This window comes from Dysgonomonas sp., from assembly GCF_035323175.1.
Lineage (GTDB): Bacteria > Bacteroidota > Bacteroidia > Bacteroidales > Dysgonomonadaceae > Dysgonomonas.
This window is the reverse complement of record NZ_DAOKYH010000034.1, coordinates 1-15,170: the sequence shown is the minus strand read 5'-3', so window position 1 is coordinate 15,170 and position 15,170 is coordinate 1. Positions and strand designations below refer to the sequence as shown.

The window sequence follows — 15,170 nt, the reverse complement described above, 5'->3', positions numbered from 1 at the left end:
TCATTGTCTGTACAGTGTCAAGCATCCCTTCGAAAATAACAGGCTTGTAAATATTATCTTCTTCCAATTCCCTTAGCCCTTGAGCAAGTGTAAGCAAATGTCCTGCCAGATTACCACTATCTACACTCGATACATACAACGGAAGCATTGGCTCAAGTGTTTCGGTATTATACCAATTATACAGATGCCCCCTGTGTTTTTGCAGTTTTGTCATTGTATCGAAAGTCAACGTTGTTCGTTCTACAAGCTTTCCGGCTGTCAGGTATCCTAAATCAAAGGCGGATAAATTGGCTAATAACGACAGACCAATATTGGTAGGAGAAGTCCGGGAAGCAATAGCAGGATTGGGTGTCTCCTGAAAATTGTCGGGTGCTAACCAGTTCTCCTTTTCATTAACAAATATCTCGAAAAAATGCCAGGTTTTACGGGCTATACGGTGTAGTAAAAGATCTTGTCCATCTGTTATGTGAGATATTTTGGGGCTTGTGGGACAACTTGCGCGCCAAGCGATATATGGAGCAATTATCCATATAAATAAAAACGGAGAAACGTATAGCATGATAGGGTTGTACATACCTAACGATATTCCGCAGAAGATAGCCATTACCGGCGAAAACCACATTCTATTATAGAATCCCGATAGCGTATTAACTGCTTTTTTCTCTACATCGGCAGAGGTTTGCCATTGCATCAGATGTTTATGAGATATAGTGAGCCGCCAAAGAGTGACAATAATTGCTTTTACACATAGATAGGCTTCGTATGGAAGAACAACGAATGCAAATAAAACCTGTTTAAATTGATGCATGCTCTTTTCTAAGACCTCCCATAAATGGAGTTTCCACGATTGGTCCTTTGCTTTGCGTAAAGAGTTGGTTATATTCTCCAATACAAAAGGAAGAGCGGTAATGAGAAGAATCAACAATAGACCTGCCCAAAGTTTTTGAGGAAACAATGTTGTAAATCCGATCAAAAATAACAATGTTGCAGGCGAGACTATACTTCGACGTAAATTATCAAGTATTTTCCATTTGCTTAAACTCGAAATAGGATTTCGGGAAAAACCTTTACCCGAATTAGGAATGCAAGGCAATATCCATTGTAAGATTTGCCAGTCGCCCCGTATCCAGCGAAAACGACGGTTTGCATCCATATTATAACCCGAAGGAAATGATTCGGAAACTTCTATATCACTAACAAGTCCGGAACGTATATAGGATGATTCCAACAAATCATGGCTAAGTATTTTGTTCTCAGGAAAACGGTTGTTTAAGCTGGTTTCAAAAGCATCTACATCATAAATACCTTTACCCATATAAGAACCTTCGTGAAACACATCTTGATAAACATCGGATACAGTTTGTGTGTAAATATCAATACCCGAGTCGCCTGTAAACAAGCGTGAGAAAGGGGAACATTGACTGCTGACAAGATTGGACGAAACGCGAGGTTGAAGAATACCATAACCCCGAATTACAACATTGCGTTTCACATCAAGTTCTGCCTGATTCAGCGGGTGAGCCATTGTTCCTATCAGCTTATGAGCAGTGTCGGGCGATAATTGTGTGTCTGCATCTAAGGTTATCACATACTTAAAGCTTAGCAATATAGACAGTTCTTCTTCAATGCGTGAGAAGCAGTTGTTTTCCGTTCCTCTTAGTAATGAATTAAATTCCATTAGCTTACCTCTTTTTCGCTCATATCCCATCCATGTTTTTTCTTTCGGATTCCGTTGACGGGGACGGTGAAATAGATAGAACAAAGTGCCGTTATCAATCCTGTACTTTTTATTGAGATTTTCAATCCCTAAACGTGCCCGGTTGAGCAAGAGATCATCGGAGGCCTCTTTCTCGTTAGGAGCATCTGGAAAGTCTGTCAATAATCCAAAATGAAGGTTGGTATTTCTATTCGATAGATAATGAAGTTCCAATTGGGAGATAAGACTATCAATATTTTCTTCATTCGAAATGATGGTTGGGATAACAACCATTGTACGGTATTGGATCGGTATCGATTTGGAAAAATCGAGCCGAGGTAGAATATCCGGTTTTGCAAAAAGTGTAATTATCCAATTGACGAAGAATACTGCAAACTGGCTAATGAAAATAAGAAAGAGAAATGATAAAATTATGAAATGCCAATGTGTTATTGATATTTCTTTAGATTGAAAGACAGAAACAAATAGGATAAATCCTAGTAGAGATAATACAGCTATAGATCCGGCATAAACAGCTAAGGGAGCACCTCTTAATACATTTTTTATTCTTGTCGAGACAGTCTTTTTTACATCAATTTCTTTTTCGAGTAAATATTTTCCATCACCTATTAAAAAATAGCCTACATGAGCTTGTCGTGTGCCTGTATCTTTATACAATTGGGTTAATGTAATTGCAGATTGAGCGATTTCAATCTCTGATCTAAGGCTGTTTTGTGCTAATGATTCTATAATATGTCTATAATGGTCACGAGTATTAAAATCCATAGATCCATAAGTTCCGGAGGGATCTTTAAGTAAGATTTGCTCTACAATACTTTGTTTTTCAACAAATATTTTCCAGTCGGTTGTATTTATAAACCGGAGACTATTTATGATATGACTAACAGATAATTGATTTGCTGCCTGATTTTGATTTTCCTGATAGATCAGTTCGTCTATAAAAAGCCCGTCCTCCGCCAGTTTTTGTTCAAGCCAATTCCGGGCTATCTGTAATGTCGAATTTTGAGACGATAACCGTTGACTGAATTCCGATACAAAAGAACCGGATGTCGGGATATCGGAATGGGACATATCAGCTACTATCTCAATCAATTTGGAGGGCTTTTTGAGAGCGGTATCTTCCAACTTGTCGACCCACAGTTTTGCTGTATCTCGATGTTTCGTATTTAACTGTAATCGAGTTGCAATACGTTGCAAATTTTCGATTAACGCTAACCGTAACATAATAGGGATTGCCCAGAGCTCTCCTATCTTGAGGGCAGATTTTATTTGGTATGCCTTATAAAAAGCAGAAAGTGATTCTATATCAATCTGAGAATCTGTATGGGAGATGAGTTCTATGACTGAAGAATATATACGGGGTATCCCTTTATATTCACCTTTTAAGAGACAAGGAAGTTCTTGGTTATACTCCTTGGGGTAGTGATGTCGGGCTAATAAAATATGCTCTTCAATTAAATAAAAATTGTCGATCATCCATTCGATAGCGGGAGTTACATAACTTCGATTGCTACTTGTTAACATTTCATTATTGAAATCGTACAGAACACCATCATTATAATCTAATTGCTCTCGCAGATAATTACTCTGTGTACTCCCTGTTGCCTGATGATCCTCTCCAAGTGCTTTCGAATACTCTGCCAACTGTTCTGTATTAAACAATTCACCGTAAAAAGGTTTATTATTGACTTTGTTTTGGAATTTCTTATAACTTCTAAAATCTAACATATTTGTTTCTTCTGTTTATTTTAAAAGGTATGCTGATTTATGGGTGTTTGTGTTACATAATATCTTCAATAAGTTACATAATTCTTAGGTAAAGTCATCAAAAGTGTTGAAACTATTAATTATGTAACTTATAGTTTTAATTATGTAATATATTTTCGATAAGAAATCCTGATCTTGAAAAATTATTTAAAACAAAAAAACTATGTCAAAAGAAGAAAAAGGAAAAGATAGAGCAGACAGAAAAGCTCCTCAAAAGAATCTAAAAGAGAAACGAGCGGATAAGGCTAATAAGCGAGCAGAAAAGAATCGCAAAGGGTTGGATGACTTGAAAAAATAACGATTAGGGTCTGGGCATTGTTTATAGTTGGTAACAATTATACTTCTTCGTTTTGCGCTATTCTGCTAACTACAATTATAATCGAATCGACGTATTTTAACATTTATACATGATGGAATTCTTTAATATGCTCTTATCTGTGTTTGATTGACTTTATTTATTCAAATTCGACTTTCTGTAATAACTTCTTAAATAAGAGTTTATCTTTCACCTGTATTGCCACGAATAATGACAATACTTCGTCCAATGGTATTATTTCACAGCAGGTTGTACCCATTTGAAAATATAAGAATCGACTGGAATAACCAATCGTTCTGATATTTTAGACATACGTGCAGGAAGCTTCATCAGAAAATCACGGGCACGTTCTGCTTCGTCTGTTAATCCTGAAATTTTATCTATCTGCCATTTATCTATCAGTTTTTGCATAATATCTACGTAATCAGTGGCAGTATATACCCCGATGCGCTGTGCAGCATTTGAAAACTGTTCGAAGGCAGTACTTATTTTCTCTTTCGATTCTCTCAGGAAATGAGCGGGCATAACAATCTTTTGTTTCATCATATATTGGAAAGCAAGCATCATTTCACTCGGGTCTACCTCAAATATACGCTTTACAAATTCGCTGTAAGCATGGTGATGCCTCATTTCATCACTTGCAATACGTTTACACATTCTCGACAATTTTTCATTACTCATTTTTTTAGCTATTTCTGCTACACGATTGTGCGAAATGAAGGTTGCCAATTCCTGAAAACTGGTGTATACAAAGTTTTTGTAAGGATCTCTTCCTGTTCCAATATCAAAGCCGTCATTGATCAGATGTTGTGTAGTCTGCTCAATCTCTCTCATATTCACTCTGCCGGATAAATAAAGGTATTTGTTTAATAAATCGCCGTGACGGTTTTCCTCTCCTGTCCAGTGCCTGATCCACTTTGACCAGCCGTTGCGCTTTTCTCCGTCTACATTGTCTATACCTTCTACATCCATCAGCCACGATTCATAAGTGGGCAAAGCCTCCTCGGTGATGGTGTCCCCGACCAATACGACCCAAAAGTCGTAAGGAAGTTCTTTGGCCAGTTCGCGTAATTCTTTTACATCCTCAAAAAAAGTTTCTTTTTCTGAGTCGGGGAGATAATCAGACGGTTGCCATATTTTTTCAACAGGAACCAAAAACTGAGTAATAAAATGATCTACATTTTTTTCTAAGAAGTGCATAACTTCTAAACGGATATTTGTAATTGACATTGTACTATATTAATTAATGCCTTCTACATCTGATCTTTCCTTTTTCTCAAATGTTTCTGAGAGGAGTATATCTTTCGCAGTAAAAGGCTGATGTATTGTAAAGGTAAAATTATTTTCAAGCACTAATAGTAAATTATTATATTTTGTCATTATCTACAAGTTATTAATAGTTAAACACCTATCATGTAAGCGGCTGAAATGAATTTCCATGAATTTTATTTTACTCGTTTCTTTATGAAAGATTTATAGTGAATTACTCTGTTGAATAAGGTTATAAACTATTTGTACTTCAATCTAGAACTGATAAACAATATTCGTTAATTTGTTGTGAAATAACCAACTAATAATTCTCTCAAATGTTTATTATAATACGAATATATTATTTAAAACAAAAACAAATGAAAAAAATTATCATTTTTACAATTATGCTGATAGGCATATCGCTACCTGTTTTTCTTCACGGGCAAAATGTAGTAATCAGTGAAAAGACATCATCTGAAATAACTAAAATTAAGGAGAAAGAAGCAAAAGAAATTAAGAAGGCGGAGGAACAACAAGAAAAAAATATTGAAAAGGCGAAGAAACAACAAGAAAAGAACAATAAAAAATCATCTGAAAAAGCGAGAAAAGATGCAAGTAATGATGTAGAGAAAAGAGCCAATAATGATCAACAAAAATTAGAAAAATCTACTCTCAAGGCTATCGAAAAAGCAGAAAAGTCAAAAATGAAAGCCCGACAAAAAGCTGATCGTAAAATAAAAGAAATTCAAATCAAGGAAGGTGTCGTTCTTTAAGAAGTTTAAATTATTAGTAGGTTAATTAACAGTAATTTATTAAACGAAATATATGTAATTACTGTTTTAATATAGCGAATGTAAGATGTTTGCATAATATTACATTTCTTAGAGAGAGGCCCGCCGGAAGACGATAGCCTCTCTCATCTATTAAAAGCGTTTTCTTCATCACGTTTTCCTATATCTTTTTAAATTAGGTTATGACCAGTACTCCTCCCGATCTGACAAATAAACAAAAAATCAAGATCCGAAGTATAGTTGTTTCTACACCTAAAAAAGAGTGGTATTGTAGATCAATATACAGCTCTACTTATAAAAAACAGAGTTCAAAATATTGGAGTACATATTGTTCAATGTTGTATCTCTACGCTGAAAGATCTTATCTAAAATCAATCTATCAGCAACTTATTTTCTATAGATATTTTTTACTAAGATAAAAATATGATCGAGAGTAAATAAAATAAGGTAGCCCGATTGAGCTACCTTATTTTTATATTCAATCTGTAAAATATTTGTCAATATCTGTTGTTATAACCTCCCCTATTGTTACCATAAGAGTTGTTACTTCTTTCCTGACGAGGTCTTGCTTCTGAGACTGAGATAGTTCTTCCGTCATATTCAACTCCATTCAGTTTTGAAATTGCTTTATTTGCATCTTCGTTGTTGTCCATTTCAACAAATCCGTAGCCTTTAGACCTGCTGGTACTACGATCCATAATAACTTTAGCTGAATTAATAACTCCATACTCCTTAAAAAGAGTGTTTAAATCGGCATCGTTAACATCGTAACTCAAACCTGCGATAAAAATGTTCATTGTAAAAAAATTATAAAATAAATAATCAGAAGAGAATTACGGCAAATAAGCACTTTAAACTAAAAATCTGTGGAATTAAAGGATAAGTATGAAATTTGTAATAAAAACTCAAATCTTTAATACAAAGATACGTCTAAGTATTTAAAGATTACTTCCTTTTTGCTATAAAATACTGACATATAGTTAATTATTGTGTTTTTTATGCGAATAGCAAATATTTTAACTAACAAACACAACCCCATTTTATATTTATAGAAATTTTTCGGTATTTGTGCCTGCTAAGAGATTACATCCGAATGAGAATTCAATGGATTGGGGATAAAAACATTTATAAGTATTTTACTTATGCTTCTTTTCATTGTAGATTCCTTATTGTGGTTTAAACGATTAAAATATGACAGATGGAGTAAATAAGAATTAAATGAAAGTATTTATTGTATCCAATAACAGGGTAAAGCAATAGGAAGCTTTATGTAGGTAAATTACAGATATACCATGTGTGTAATACTACAGGCGCATTATATATCTTTATGGACTCGTTAGATGTGTAATTCCTATTATATATGGATAAAATTTGATCGTATGGGTATAGATCAGAGGTCTCTAGCTTTATTCCTAATCTTTGTAAAACATACGGCAAATACCATTTAAGGAATAATTTCCCTAAATGGTATTTTTATTTACCGTATTTCATTTACCGGAAGAATCGAAAAAACATTCTTTTTTATTTTTCAGTTTTCACCTCTACTCGATCTTTTAAATATCCGGCTTCGTTTTTAACAATATCGGTTATATTCTTTAAATCTTTCTTTGATTTCCTGAAAAATTTGTTGGCATTGTCATAAATACAGTCAAATTGCCCATCGTCTTGCAGCTTACGAATTAAATACCCTGCTAAAGAGCCAATTACTAGACCAAATAATACTTTTTTCATAACTATTTTTTATTTATTTGAGATAATATTTTAATATACCTGCCGAATATATGACCATCGAACGTGTTTGGGGTGAGGCTGCTAACCCATTCAATAGCCCGAAATCATGAATTACACCATTGTAACGGATAGTTGTAACATCGACTCCTGCTTCATCGAGCTTACGCCCAAACGCTTCGCCCTCATCCCTCAATATATCATTTTCTGCCACCTGTACGATGGTAGGTGGTAATCCCCTAAGTTCATCAATAGAAGCCAAAAGAGGTGAAAGGTAAATCTCTTTACGTTGTTTTAAATCGGCTGTATACTGATCGAACATCCATTTCATCATTGATGCAGTCAAAAATCTTTGTTCACCATACATTTTGTACGATTCTGTATCGAAATCAGTATTTGTCACGGGCCATAATAAAATCTGAACTTTGATAAATGAATCATTATTTTTCTTTGCCAATAAGCTGGTAGCAATAGCCACATTTCCTCCGGCACTATTTCCGACCAGAGCCAGACGTTTACTGTCTATATTTATTTCGTCTCCATGCTTTGATACCCACTTGATAGCTGCATAAATTTCATTGATAGCCTGTGGATACTTAGCTTCTGGCGAAGGGTTATAATTTATGAAAACAGCGGCATATCCCGATTCTATGACTAAGTCGCGTACCATCCGTTTATGCGTATTATAGTCACCTAAAATCCACCCACCTCCATGTATAAAAATAAAAGCGGGTAGTTTTTTTGTTATTCCCTTAGGACGAACAATCGTTAGTTTTACCGGATAATCTTTATCTGTAATTATTTTTTCAGATTCTTCAATCCCTGATAAATCTACTTTCACTCCATTCTGTGCTGTTACAAGAACATTGCGGGCATCCTCTTTCGATAATGTTTCAACAGGAACTCCATCATTCAGCACTTTTAAATATTTTTTTACTCCAACACTCAGATGATTATCAGAAAGATAATCATCTTCTTTTTCTATTTGTTCTTCCATGTATTTCTTCTTTTTAGATTGGAATTATAAGATTCAGTTTTTTCTCATCATTTCTCTTTACAGTCACACTAGTAGTGCCCGGAGCAATAAATTCAACACCTCCAACCTCATAAAAGACGGCAAAAGACAGAGTCGTTTTGGATTCAAATAGATTTAATTCTGTAAAATTTAAACTGAATGTCGCAACACCATTCTGATCTGTTACAACATGTTTGTCCGCGTCTGCACTTTTTGTAGAACTATCTACTTCCGTATCCTTGTATAAGTAAACAGTAGTATTGGGTTGGATAGTACCCACTAAGTTCTTTACTGTAACCTGCACATTGGCACCTAATGCCGGAGCATTGTCGTCATCGTCTCCGCAAGACATAAAACCAACAGCCGTTAATATCATTATACTTAGAATCAGTAACTTTTTCATATTATATTCATCTTTGAGATAAGTCAACCTTTTTATTTATTGTGATCGGTTGGCATTTTCACATAGTCCGAATATAATACTATTTTACCGGAACATCTTTCTTTATAACAGTTTTGATGGTATCCGACTTTGTATTATTCCATGAATCTTTTACATTGCCGACACCCTCTTTTGTTTTATCAACGGCTTTATCGACAGATTCAGTGACCGATTCTTTTGCGTTTTCATAATCTTTCCCGGCGCCTCTTGTTGTATTGCATGAAACGAATACAAATACTGAGATAGACAGTATACTTATAATCTTTTTCATTTTTCTTTGTTTAATTTGAAATAAGCCGACCTCTTTATTTATTCTGATCGGTCGGCATTTTCACCGTGTTGGGATGTCAATCTAATTTTTTCTTAACATCTTCCTTTATATCTTTGACGTCTTTCTTTATATTGCTCTTGATTGTATCTGCTTTTTTATCAACAGCATCTTTTGTCTGATTCCAGGAATCTTTTACCTCCCCGGCATCCTCTTTTGTTTTATCAGCCGCTTTATCAATAGACTTATTTACAGAATCTTTCATATTCTCAAAATCTTTGTCTGCTCCAGTTTTTGTATTGCATGAGGAGAGTATTAACACGCATCCTGAGATAAACAGTATACTTAAAATCTTTTTCATTTTTCCTTCTTCTTTAATTATTCAATATATAAAATTACGGCACGGTTCCATTCCATTACATCGAATGGAGGATTGGTCTGACCTTCCCATTCAACAATAACACGGTCCTGATTTATCCCGTATTTGCCGGTCATGATGTCAGCCACATTCTGAGCCCTTTGTCTGGATAATTTTTCATTTATAACTGCTGTTCCTGTTTCTTTATCGGTATAACCGATAACCCTGACTTTCTTATCCGGATTTTCTTTCAGATATTTGGCGACATTATAAACATTGACTTCCTGATGGGATTCTACCTTTACCTTGTTAATGCCAAACAGGACAACATTATTGACCGGTTCTTCACTGACCTGTACTTCCCGGATAACTTCTTTTACAACCACAGTAGGTTCTGTCTGTTCTACCGGACGCTGCGCCAATCTTGCCATATCGGCACGCTGCATATTAATGGTATTGTTCAACTGGTCTATCTCTGATTGGTCCCTCAATATAGCTTCGGTAAATACGGCTTTCTTTCCGACTGTGAAGATTAGGCTGGCAGAAGCTGTTCCCAAAAGATCATAACCTCTTTTGCTTCCTGTGCGTTGGTCAAAATCATCTTTAAGCAATTTACCTGATAGTTCAATATCAAGGGCAACACGAGGAGAAAATCTGAAACGGTTAATGATACCTGCATCAAATGTTACACTGTTCACGTGATTGCTATTGCTTGCATACTCAGGTAGTTTTTTGTAGTCCCAGCCGTAAGCCCAGCCCACACCGATATAAGGAATGAAAGCGTAAATACGGTCGGCATTATAAGGCATCAGGTAATCGGTCACATTCAACATATAATTTAGTTCGGCGCTCACGTACCTGTTGCGGGTCATCAGCGATGCATCATTATTGAAAGTATGTATGTTTGTTCCTCCCGATAGTTTGATACGAGCTCCGGAATAAGGGTTAAACCATTTTCCGAATTGAAAATTAGGGGTTACCGTCATCCGTCTCCAAAAAGTAGCATCTACATCTTTGTCTCCGAAATAGATATTTGAACCGGCCCCGGCTCCGATAAACCAATTATCCCAGAAACCGTTATCAACAAATGTGGTATTACTACCCGCTTTGGTACTTTGACCTTCTTTTTGCTGTGCGGATAAGGTAACCGCTGAAAGTGTAATAATAAAAAGTAGTAGAATCTTTTTCATAATTTATTCGTGTAATTATTTATTTAAAATTTGTATCCATATCCAATCAGGATTACGGCACAGTCGTTGTCTCCTAATATAAATCGGGCCTCAGCATTCAAAAAGAACCTGTCATCTACTTGGTAGGTAATACCTCCTCCCAGATTGAATGCTAAATCTGTTTCTGCATGAGAATCAGTTTTTTGTTCTGTTCCCCCGATTATAACTGATTGTTTTCCATAAAAATTATTTTGTATACCCAGACCGGCTAAAGGGTAGACGGATATTCTTTCCTCTGAAAGATTGAATACATAATGGACATTTAACATAACGTCTAATCCTGTTACTTTATCTTTGGGGAAATAAAATGTAATATCGGGAGCTATAAGTACATTATCCAAGATACTATATCGTCCCTGTACACCGATTGCAAAACGTTTATAATCGGTTTGATAACCTAAACTGCCAATAGCAGCTTTGTCTCCTTTTTGGGCGGAAAGACTAAGTCCTGTAGCTATGCAAGCAAGTAATAATATGATTTTTTTCATAATTTATTTTTTATTATTTACAACTAAATAATCTAACCGTTAGATTTACCTCCGGACTTATTATTGCGATTATACCCGCCAAATAAAGATAGTATCCATAAAAAGACAACTGCACCGACAACTGACACAATCAGCATTCCTACAATCCCACCCCAATTTATACCTAGTACGCTGAAAAGAAATCCGCCTAAGACCGCTCCGATTAAACCCACTATCAGGTTTACAATTAAACCGAAACCACGTCCTTTTGTAATGTAACCGGCTATAAAACCTGCAAGGACGCCAATGACTATTGAACCAATGATACCTAATTCCATTTCCTTTGTTTTTAATTATTATTTGATTTTCAGTCAACCGGAAGTGATGGAGCATAGCGGTGTTGACAATCCGGCCAATGCTTTTATTTTTTCATACATAATACTCAGATTATGCTTTAAATTGTATCTGACAGATATCTGTCTTTCTATAGTTAAAACAATTGAAAAATAGATATGACTTGTTAATCTGTGAATTATGTAATTAATAAGCAAAAATGTATAACAAAATATATTAGGCAAATTATTTCCTTTATAAGCTATTCAATACATTTTGCATATGAATGGAAGGATGAGAATCGGGTCTCCAAATCAGAAAAAGAAGACAGCTTTAATTACAGAAGGAAATAGTGTCATAGGTTATAATATAGCTACTAGCCTGGAATCTACTGGAAATTGGAATGTTATCCTCATATCTTCCCAAAAGCTTTCTTATACAGGAACATTCAAATTTATCTTCCTGAATTGTCGATCGTATTACACAATCGATCTATAGAAGGATAACAATAAAAAGTTAGTTAATAAATAAAAAAGAGGATTTTAACTAATCCTCTTTTTTATTTATTAATTTCTAAAATTAGGTTATAGTGAAATTTTATCAGAATATCCTCGTTTAAAAAGGATCGGTTAAAAGGCTTGTCCTGATTAATTTCTTATTGACAAACTCTTCAGTACCGAATTCTGATAATTCTCGTCCATATCCTGATCGCTTTGTTCCCCCAAATGGTAAATCAGCTTGGGTCCATGTCGGATGATTTATAAAAACCATTCCGCTATCTATTTGATCAGCTATTAGTTTCCCTTGTCTTATATCACTTGTGAAAATTGACGCACCTAGCCCATAGCTAGTGTCATTTGCCAGACTAATTGCTTCCTCTACAGTTCTTACTTTAAATAATAATGCAACAGGACCAAATAGCTCTTGAGAATAGACAGGATTATTCTTATTTATATCGGAAAGAATGGTTGCTTCCATATAAGCTCCGGAACGATCTATCCGCCGTCCACCCAATTCTATTCTGGCTCCGGCTTTAACCGATCTGTTTATCTGATCTAATAAGTTAGTCAAAGCTTCTTCACTTACTAATGGCCCAAGTTCCGTTTCATTATCCATCGGGTCCCCCACTTTTAGGGCCAGTAAAGCCGCTTTAAACTTATTGAGAAATTCAAAATAGACAGACTCCATTATAATAAAACGTTTTGCAGCAACACAACACTGTCCTGTATTATTCATTCGGGCTATTACTGCCCAGTAAATGGTTTTATCGATATTGGCATCATCTAATACTATAAATGGGTCGCTACCTCCAAGTTCTAAGACTGATTTTTTAATATTTTTTCCTGCAGCTTCTGCTAAACTGGCTCCGGCCTGCTCACTGCCAGTCAGAGAAGCACCCTTAATTCTCTCATCGGCAAGAAGCCTTGATATCTTGTTGCCAGGTATCAATAAGTTTATATACAATCCATGTGGAGCACCTGCTTCTTTAAATATTTCGCTCAATGCTATTCCACACTGAGGAACGTTAGAAGCATGTTTTAAAAGAATAGTATTCCCTATCATAATGTTGGGGGCAGCAAAACGTGCAACCTGATAAAATGGAAAATTCCAAGGTTGTACCCCCAGTAAAACTCCTATCGGACTGTAGCGTATTAATGCTTCTCCATATTTAGGTCTTAAAATCTTATTCGCAAGAAATTTTTCAGCATTTTCAGCATAATAATCAAAGATATCCGCACTAAGTTCTATTTCTGCTTTACTTTCACCAATCAGTTTCCCCATTTCGGTAGTGATTAGTTCAGCAAGGTTTTCTTTTCTTATTCGTAATATTTGTGCTACTTTATGCAATAGTTCCGAACGTTGTTTATAAGTTGTTTTTCGCCAACTCTGATAAGTAATATCTGACTGGTTGATAACAGTCTCTATTTCATCTTTCGACATTTCATCAAATGATTTCAGCTTTTCATTTGTTGCTGGATTTACTGTTTTTATTGACATATGAATTTGTCTAACACATTAGGTGTTAGTTCATAAAGGTAGTTCTCTTATACCCCAGATATATTACAACTAATCGTTTATTAATTACATGTTTTACAGATTATCGATATTAGAATATAATTGTCATTCACTAAATATGTAAAATATGTAACTCATTTTACTTTTTATGTAATAATATTGGATTTAATAATTCTCATCTTTGGATATAATTAATATTTTAATAGTTATGTCAAAAGAAGATAAAGGAAAAGACCGGGCGGATAAAAAAACTCCTCAAAAAAACTTGAAAGAAAAGCGAGCGGAAAAGGCTAATAAACGAGCAGAAAAAAACAGAAAAGGATTAGATGATTTGAAAATTAAATAATATTTTTTTTTAAAACATTAGAAGTGCTATCTATTTTGCGGTATACCCCTATTGCTTTATGTGTTTATAATTGAATATTATAGAATTAACAGGTTTTCAATATTGGTTTCTCTTTTTTGACCATGCATCTTATAAAATGATAAAGTAGTACCTGTTATTTTCTTAAACTGGTTTGATAAATGGCCAATACTACTGTAATGCATTTTGAAAGCAATTTCCGAAAAAGTTAATTCATTGTATTGAATGAGTTCTTTAACATGTTCAATTTTATGCATAATGATGAAATGCGCAATTGTAAAGCCTTGCGACTCTGTAAATGTATTAGATAAATAAGTGTAGTTCAGGTTTAATTTATTACTTAGATAGGTTGAAAAGGGAATCTTTAATTTATTTTCTGAATAATATATTGATTCTATGACTGCTATTTTTATCTGCTCGATCACTATATCCTTCCTGTTTTCTATCAGTTCTAATCCGCTTTTAGCCATGGCTAGTTTGAGCTGGATATTTTGTTCATGTGTTGGATGTGTGGAAAGATTAACAATCCCTAAGTCAACGGTAATATAATTGAGTTCCAATTTCTTTAACTCTTGTATTACCACTATTTTGCATCGTTGACTTACCATATGTCTAATGTATATTTTCATAATGGTAATATTTATTTGTTTTTTGATAAAAGAGAGTAACTGAACTTCTTATTCCAATCTCATTTTATGATTGGCTTATAAAAACATCAGATTCTGCGAAAAGTGGTGTAGATATATAGAATGAAGAAAAGAACACTATACTATTATAAACAATTAATTAAGCCTTATTGTTTCAAATAATTTAAAATTCAGATATTTAATGAGTTATTCCGGCTAAATTGAATAATCTTGTAGGAGTTGACATCAATAAGATTTGATCTTTATCATGAACATCGAGGAATACCCATTAATGTCAGTCTTTCGAATAAAGAACACAATTGAAAAATAGGTATAGCTTGTTAAGCTGTGAATTATGTAATTAATAATCAGAAATGTATAACAAAATATATTCGGGAAATTAGTTCCTTTATAAGTTGTTTATATATTTTCTCCCACAAGTGACGCTTTAAGTACAAATAATTCACTAAATGCATTTGGTT

Annotated in this window: 16 protein-coding genes; 3 read left to right on the top strand and 13 right to left on the bottom strand. The window is 34.5% G+C overall.

Annotated elements, in window-relative coordinates:
* Positions 1-3,445 (bottom strand): glycosyltransferase family protein (locus PKC55_RS17895; protein ID WP_524536950.1); only part of this gene is annotated, 3,445 nt, incomplete at its 3' end.
* Positions 3,446-3,647: 202 nt separating this feature from the next.
* On the opposite strand from PKC55_RS17895, the gene PKC55_RS17890 reads away from it, so the two are divergent.
* Positions 3,648-3,782 (top strand): hypothetical protein, encoded by a 135-nt coding sequence (locus PKC55_RS17890; protein ID WP_006844260.1) that lies wholly within the window; start codon positions 3,648-3,650, stop codon positions 3,780-3,782.
* Positions 3,783-4,034: 252 nt separating this feature from the next.
* Here the strand turns inward: PKC55_RS17890 and PKC55_RS17885 are convergent, their stop codons facing one another.
* The gene (locus PKC55_RS17885) at positions 4,035-5,030 is read right to left on the bottom strand and encodes an acyl-ACP desaturase (RefSeq protein WP_291126126.1); all 996 of its coding nucleotides are present in this window, start codon (positions 5,028-5,030) and stop codon (positions 4,035-4,037) included.
* Positions 5,031-5,428: 398 nt separating this feature from the next.
* Between PKC55_RS17885 and PKC55_RS17880 the strand changes: the two genes are divergently transcribed.
* Complete coding sequence (locus PKC55_RS17880) at positions 5,429-5,824, top strand: hypothetical protein (protein ID WP_228093907.1); 396 nt, start codon at positions 5,429-5,431, stop codon at positions 5,822-5,824.
* A gap of 515 nt (positions 5,825-6,339) precedes the next feature.
* Here PKC55_RS17880 and rbp read toward each other — a convergent pair.
* The 10 genes from rbp to PKC55_RS17830 all read right to left on the bottom strand — a co-directional run bounded on the left by rbp (position 6,340) and on the right by PKC55_RS17830 (position 13,680).
* Positions 6,340-6,639 carry an RNA-binding regulator gene (gene rbp / locus PKC55_RS17875; protein ID WP_135105818.1) on the bottom strand — a complete coding sequence of 100 codons (300 nt, stop codon included), beginning with the start codon at positions 6,637-6,639 and terminating at the stop codon, positions 6,340-6,342.
* A 724-nt stretch (positions 6,640-7,363) separates the two neighbouring features.
* Positions 7,364-7,573: a hypothetical protein gene (locus PKC55_RS17870; protein WP_006844256.1), complete on the bottom strand. Its 210-nt coding sequence runs from the start codon at positions 7,571-7,573 to the stop codon at positions 7,364-7,366.
* A 13-nt stretch (positions 7,574-7,586) separates the two neighbouring features.
* Positions 7,587-8,567 (bottom strand): alpha/beta hydrolase, encoded by a 981-nt coding sequence (locus PKC55_RS17865; protein ID WP_135105817.1) that lies wholly within the window; start codon positions 8,565-8,567, stop codon positions 7,587-7,589.
* A gap of 13 nt (positions 8,568-8,580) precedes the next feature.
* Positions 8,581-8,988: a hypothetical protein gene (locus PKC55_RS17860; RefSeq protein ID WP_135105815.1), complete on the bottom strand. Its 408-nt coding sequence runs from the start codon at positions 8,986-8,988 to the stop codon at positions 8,581-8,583.
* Between the two features lie 79 nt (positions 8,989-9,067).
* Complete coding sequence (locus tag PKC55_RS17855) at positions 9,068-9,298, bottom strand: hypothetical protein (RefSeq protein WP_006844253.1); 231 nt, start codon at positions 9,296-9,298, stop codon at positions 9,068-9,070.
* Positions 9,299-9,374: 76 nt separating this feature from the next.
* On the bottom strand, positions 9,375-9,656 hold the full coding sequence (locus PKC55_RS17850; protein WP_135105813.1) for a hypothetical protein: 282 nt from the start codon (positions 9,654-9,656) through the stop codon (positions 9,375-9,377).
* A gap of 17 nt (positions 9,657-9,673) precedes the next feature.
* Entirely contained in the window at positions 9,674-10,843 is a 1,170-nt protein-coding gene (locus tag PKC55_RS17845) for an OmpA family protein (protein WP_135105811.1), read from the bottom strand.
* 23 nt (positions 10,844-10,866) lie between these two features.
* Entirely contained in the window at positions 10,867-11,370 is a 504-nt protein-coding gene (locus PKC55_RS17840) for an outer membrane beta-barrel protein (RefSeq protein ID WP_135105809.1), read from the bottom strand.
* Between the two features lie 32 nt (positions 11,371-11,402).
* Entirely contained in the window at positions 11,403-11,687 is a 285-nt protein-coding gene (locus PKC55_RS17835) for a GlsB/YeaQ/YmgE family stress response membrane protein (RefSeq protein WP_006844249.1), read from the bottom strand.
* A gap of 610 nt (positions 11,688-12,297) precedes the next feature.
* Positions 12,298-13,680, bottom strand: a complete 1,383-nt coding sequence (locus tag PKC55_RS17830) for an NAD-dependent succinate-semialdehyde dehydrogenase (RefSeq protein ID WP_135105807.1) — start codon at positions 13,678-13,680, stop codon at positions 12,298-12,300.
* 226 nt (positions 13,681-13,906) lie between these two features.
* On the opposite strand from PKC55_RS17830, the gene PKC55_RS17825 reads away from it, so the two are divergent.
* A complete protein-coding gene (locus tag PKC55_RS17825) occupies positions 13,907-14,044 on the top strand; it encodes a hypothetical protein (protein WP_018075088.1) in 138 nt (45 codons plus the stop codon).
* Between the two features lie 77 nt (positions 14,045-14,121).
* Here the strand turns inward: PKC55_RS17825 and PKC55_RS17820 are convergent, their stop codons facing one another.
* On the bottom strand, positions 14,122-14,691 hold the full coding sequence (locus PKC55_RS17820) for a helix-turn-helix domain-containing protein (protein ID WP_135105805.1): 570 nt from the start codon (positions 14,689-14,691) through the stop codon (positions 14,122-14,124).
* Between the last annotated feature and the right edge of the window lie 479 nt (positions 14,692-15,170).

What these genes read in the sequence shown, in the direction of transcription:
- PKC55_RS17890 (WP_006844260.1), top strand. Translation starts at nt 3,648, where the DNA reads ATGTCAAAAGAAGAAAAAGGAAAAGATAGAGCAGACAGAAAAGCTCCT.
- PKC55_RS17885 (WP_291126126.1), bottom strand. Translation starts at nt 5,030, where the DNA reads ATGTCAATTACAAATATCCGTTTAGAAGTTATGCACTTCTTAGAAAAA.
- PKC55_RS17880 (WP_228093907.1), top strand. Translation starts at nt 5,429, where the DNA reads ATGAAAAAAATTATCATTTTTACAATTATGCTGATAGGCATATCGCTA.
- rbp (WP_135105818.1), bottom strand. Translation starts at nt 6,639, where the DNA reads ATGAACATTTTTATCGCAGGTTTGAGTTACGATGTTAACGATGCCGAT.
- PKC55_RS17870 (WP_006844256.1), bottom strand. Translation starts at nt 7,573, where the DNA reads ATGAAAAAAGTATTATTTGGTCTAGTAATTGGCTCTTTAGCAGGGTAT.
- PKC55_RS17865 (WP_135105817.1), bottom strand. Translation starts at nt 8,567, where the DNA reads ATGGAAGAACAAATAGAAAAAGAAGATGATTATCTTTCTGATAATCAT.
- PKC55_RS17860 (WP_135105815.1), bottom strand. Translation starts at nt 8,988, where the DNA reads ATGAAAAAGTTACTGATTCTAAGTATAATGATATTAACGGCTGTTGGT.
- PKC55_RS17855 (WP_006844253.1), bottom strand. Translation starts at nt 9,298, where the DNA reads ATGAAAAAGATTATAAGTATACTGTCTATCTCAGTATTTGTATTCGTT.
- PKC55_RS17850 (WP_135105813.1), bottom strand. Translation starts at nt 9,656, where the DNA reads ATGAAAAAGATTTTAAGTATACTGTTTATCTCAGGATGCGTGTTAATA.
- PKC55_RS17845 (WP_135105811.1), bottom strand. Translation starts at nt 10,843, where the DNA reads ATGAAAAAGATTCTACTACTTTTTATTATTACACTTTCAGCGGTTACC.
- PKC55_RS17840 (WP_135105809.1), bottom strand. Translation starts at nt 11,370, where the DNA reads ATGAAAAAAATCATATTATTACTTGCTTGCATAGCTACAGGACTTAGT.
- PKC55_RS17835 (WP_006844249.1), bottom strand. Translation starts at nt 11,687, where the DNA reads ATGGAATTAGGTATCATTGGTTCAATAGTCATTGGCGTCCTTGCAGGT.
- PKC55_RS17830 (WP_135105807.1), bottom strand. Translation starts at nt 13,680, where the DNA reads ATGTCAATAAAAACAGTAAATCCAGCAACAAATGAAAAGCTGAAATCA.
- PKC55_RS17825 (WP_018075088.1), top strand. Translation starts at nt 13,907, where the DNA reads ATGTCAAAAGAAGATAAAGGAAAAGACCGGGCGGATAAAAAAACTCCT.
- PKC55_RS17820 (WP_135105805.1), bottom strand. Translation starts at nt 14,691, where the DNA reads ATGAAAATATACATTAGACATATGGTAAGTCAACGATGCAAAATAGTG.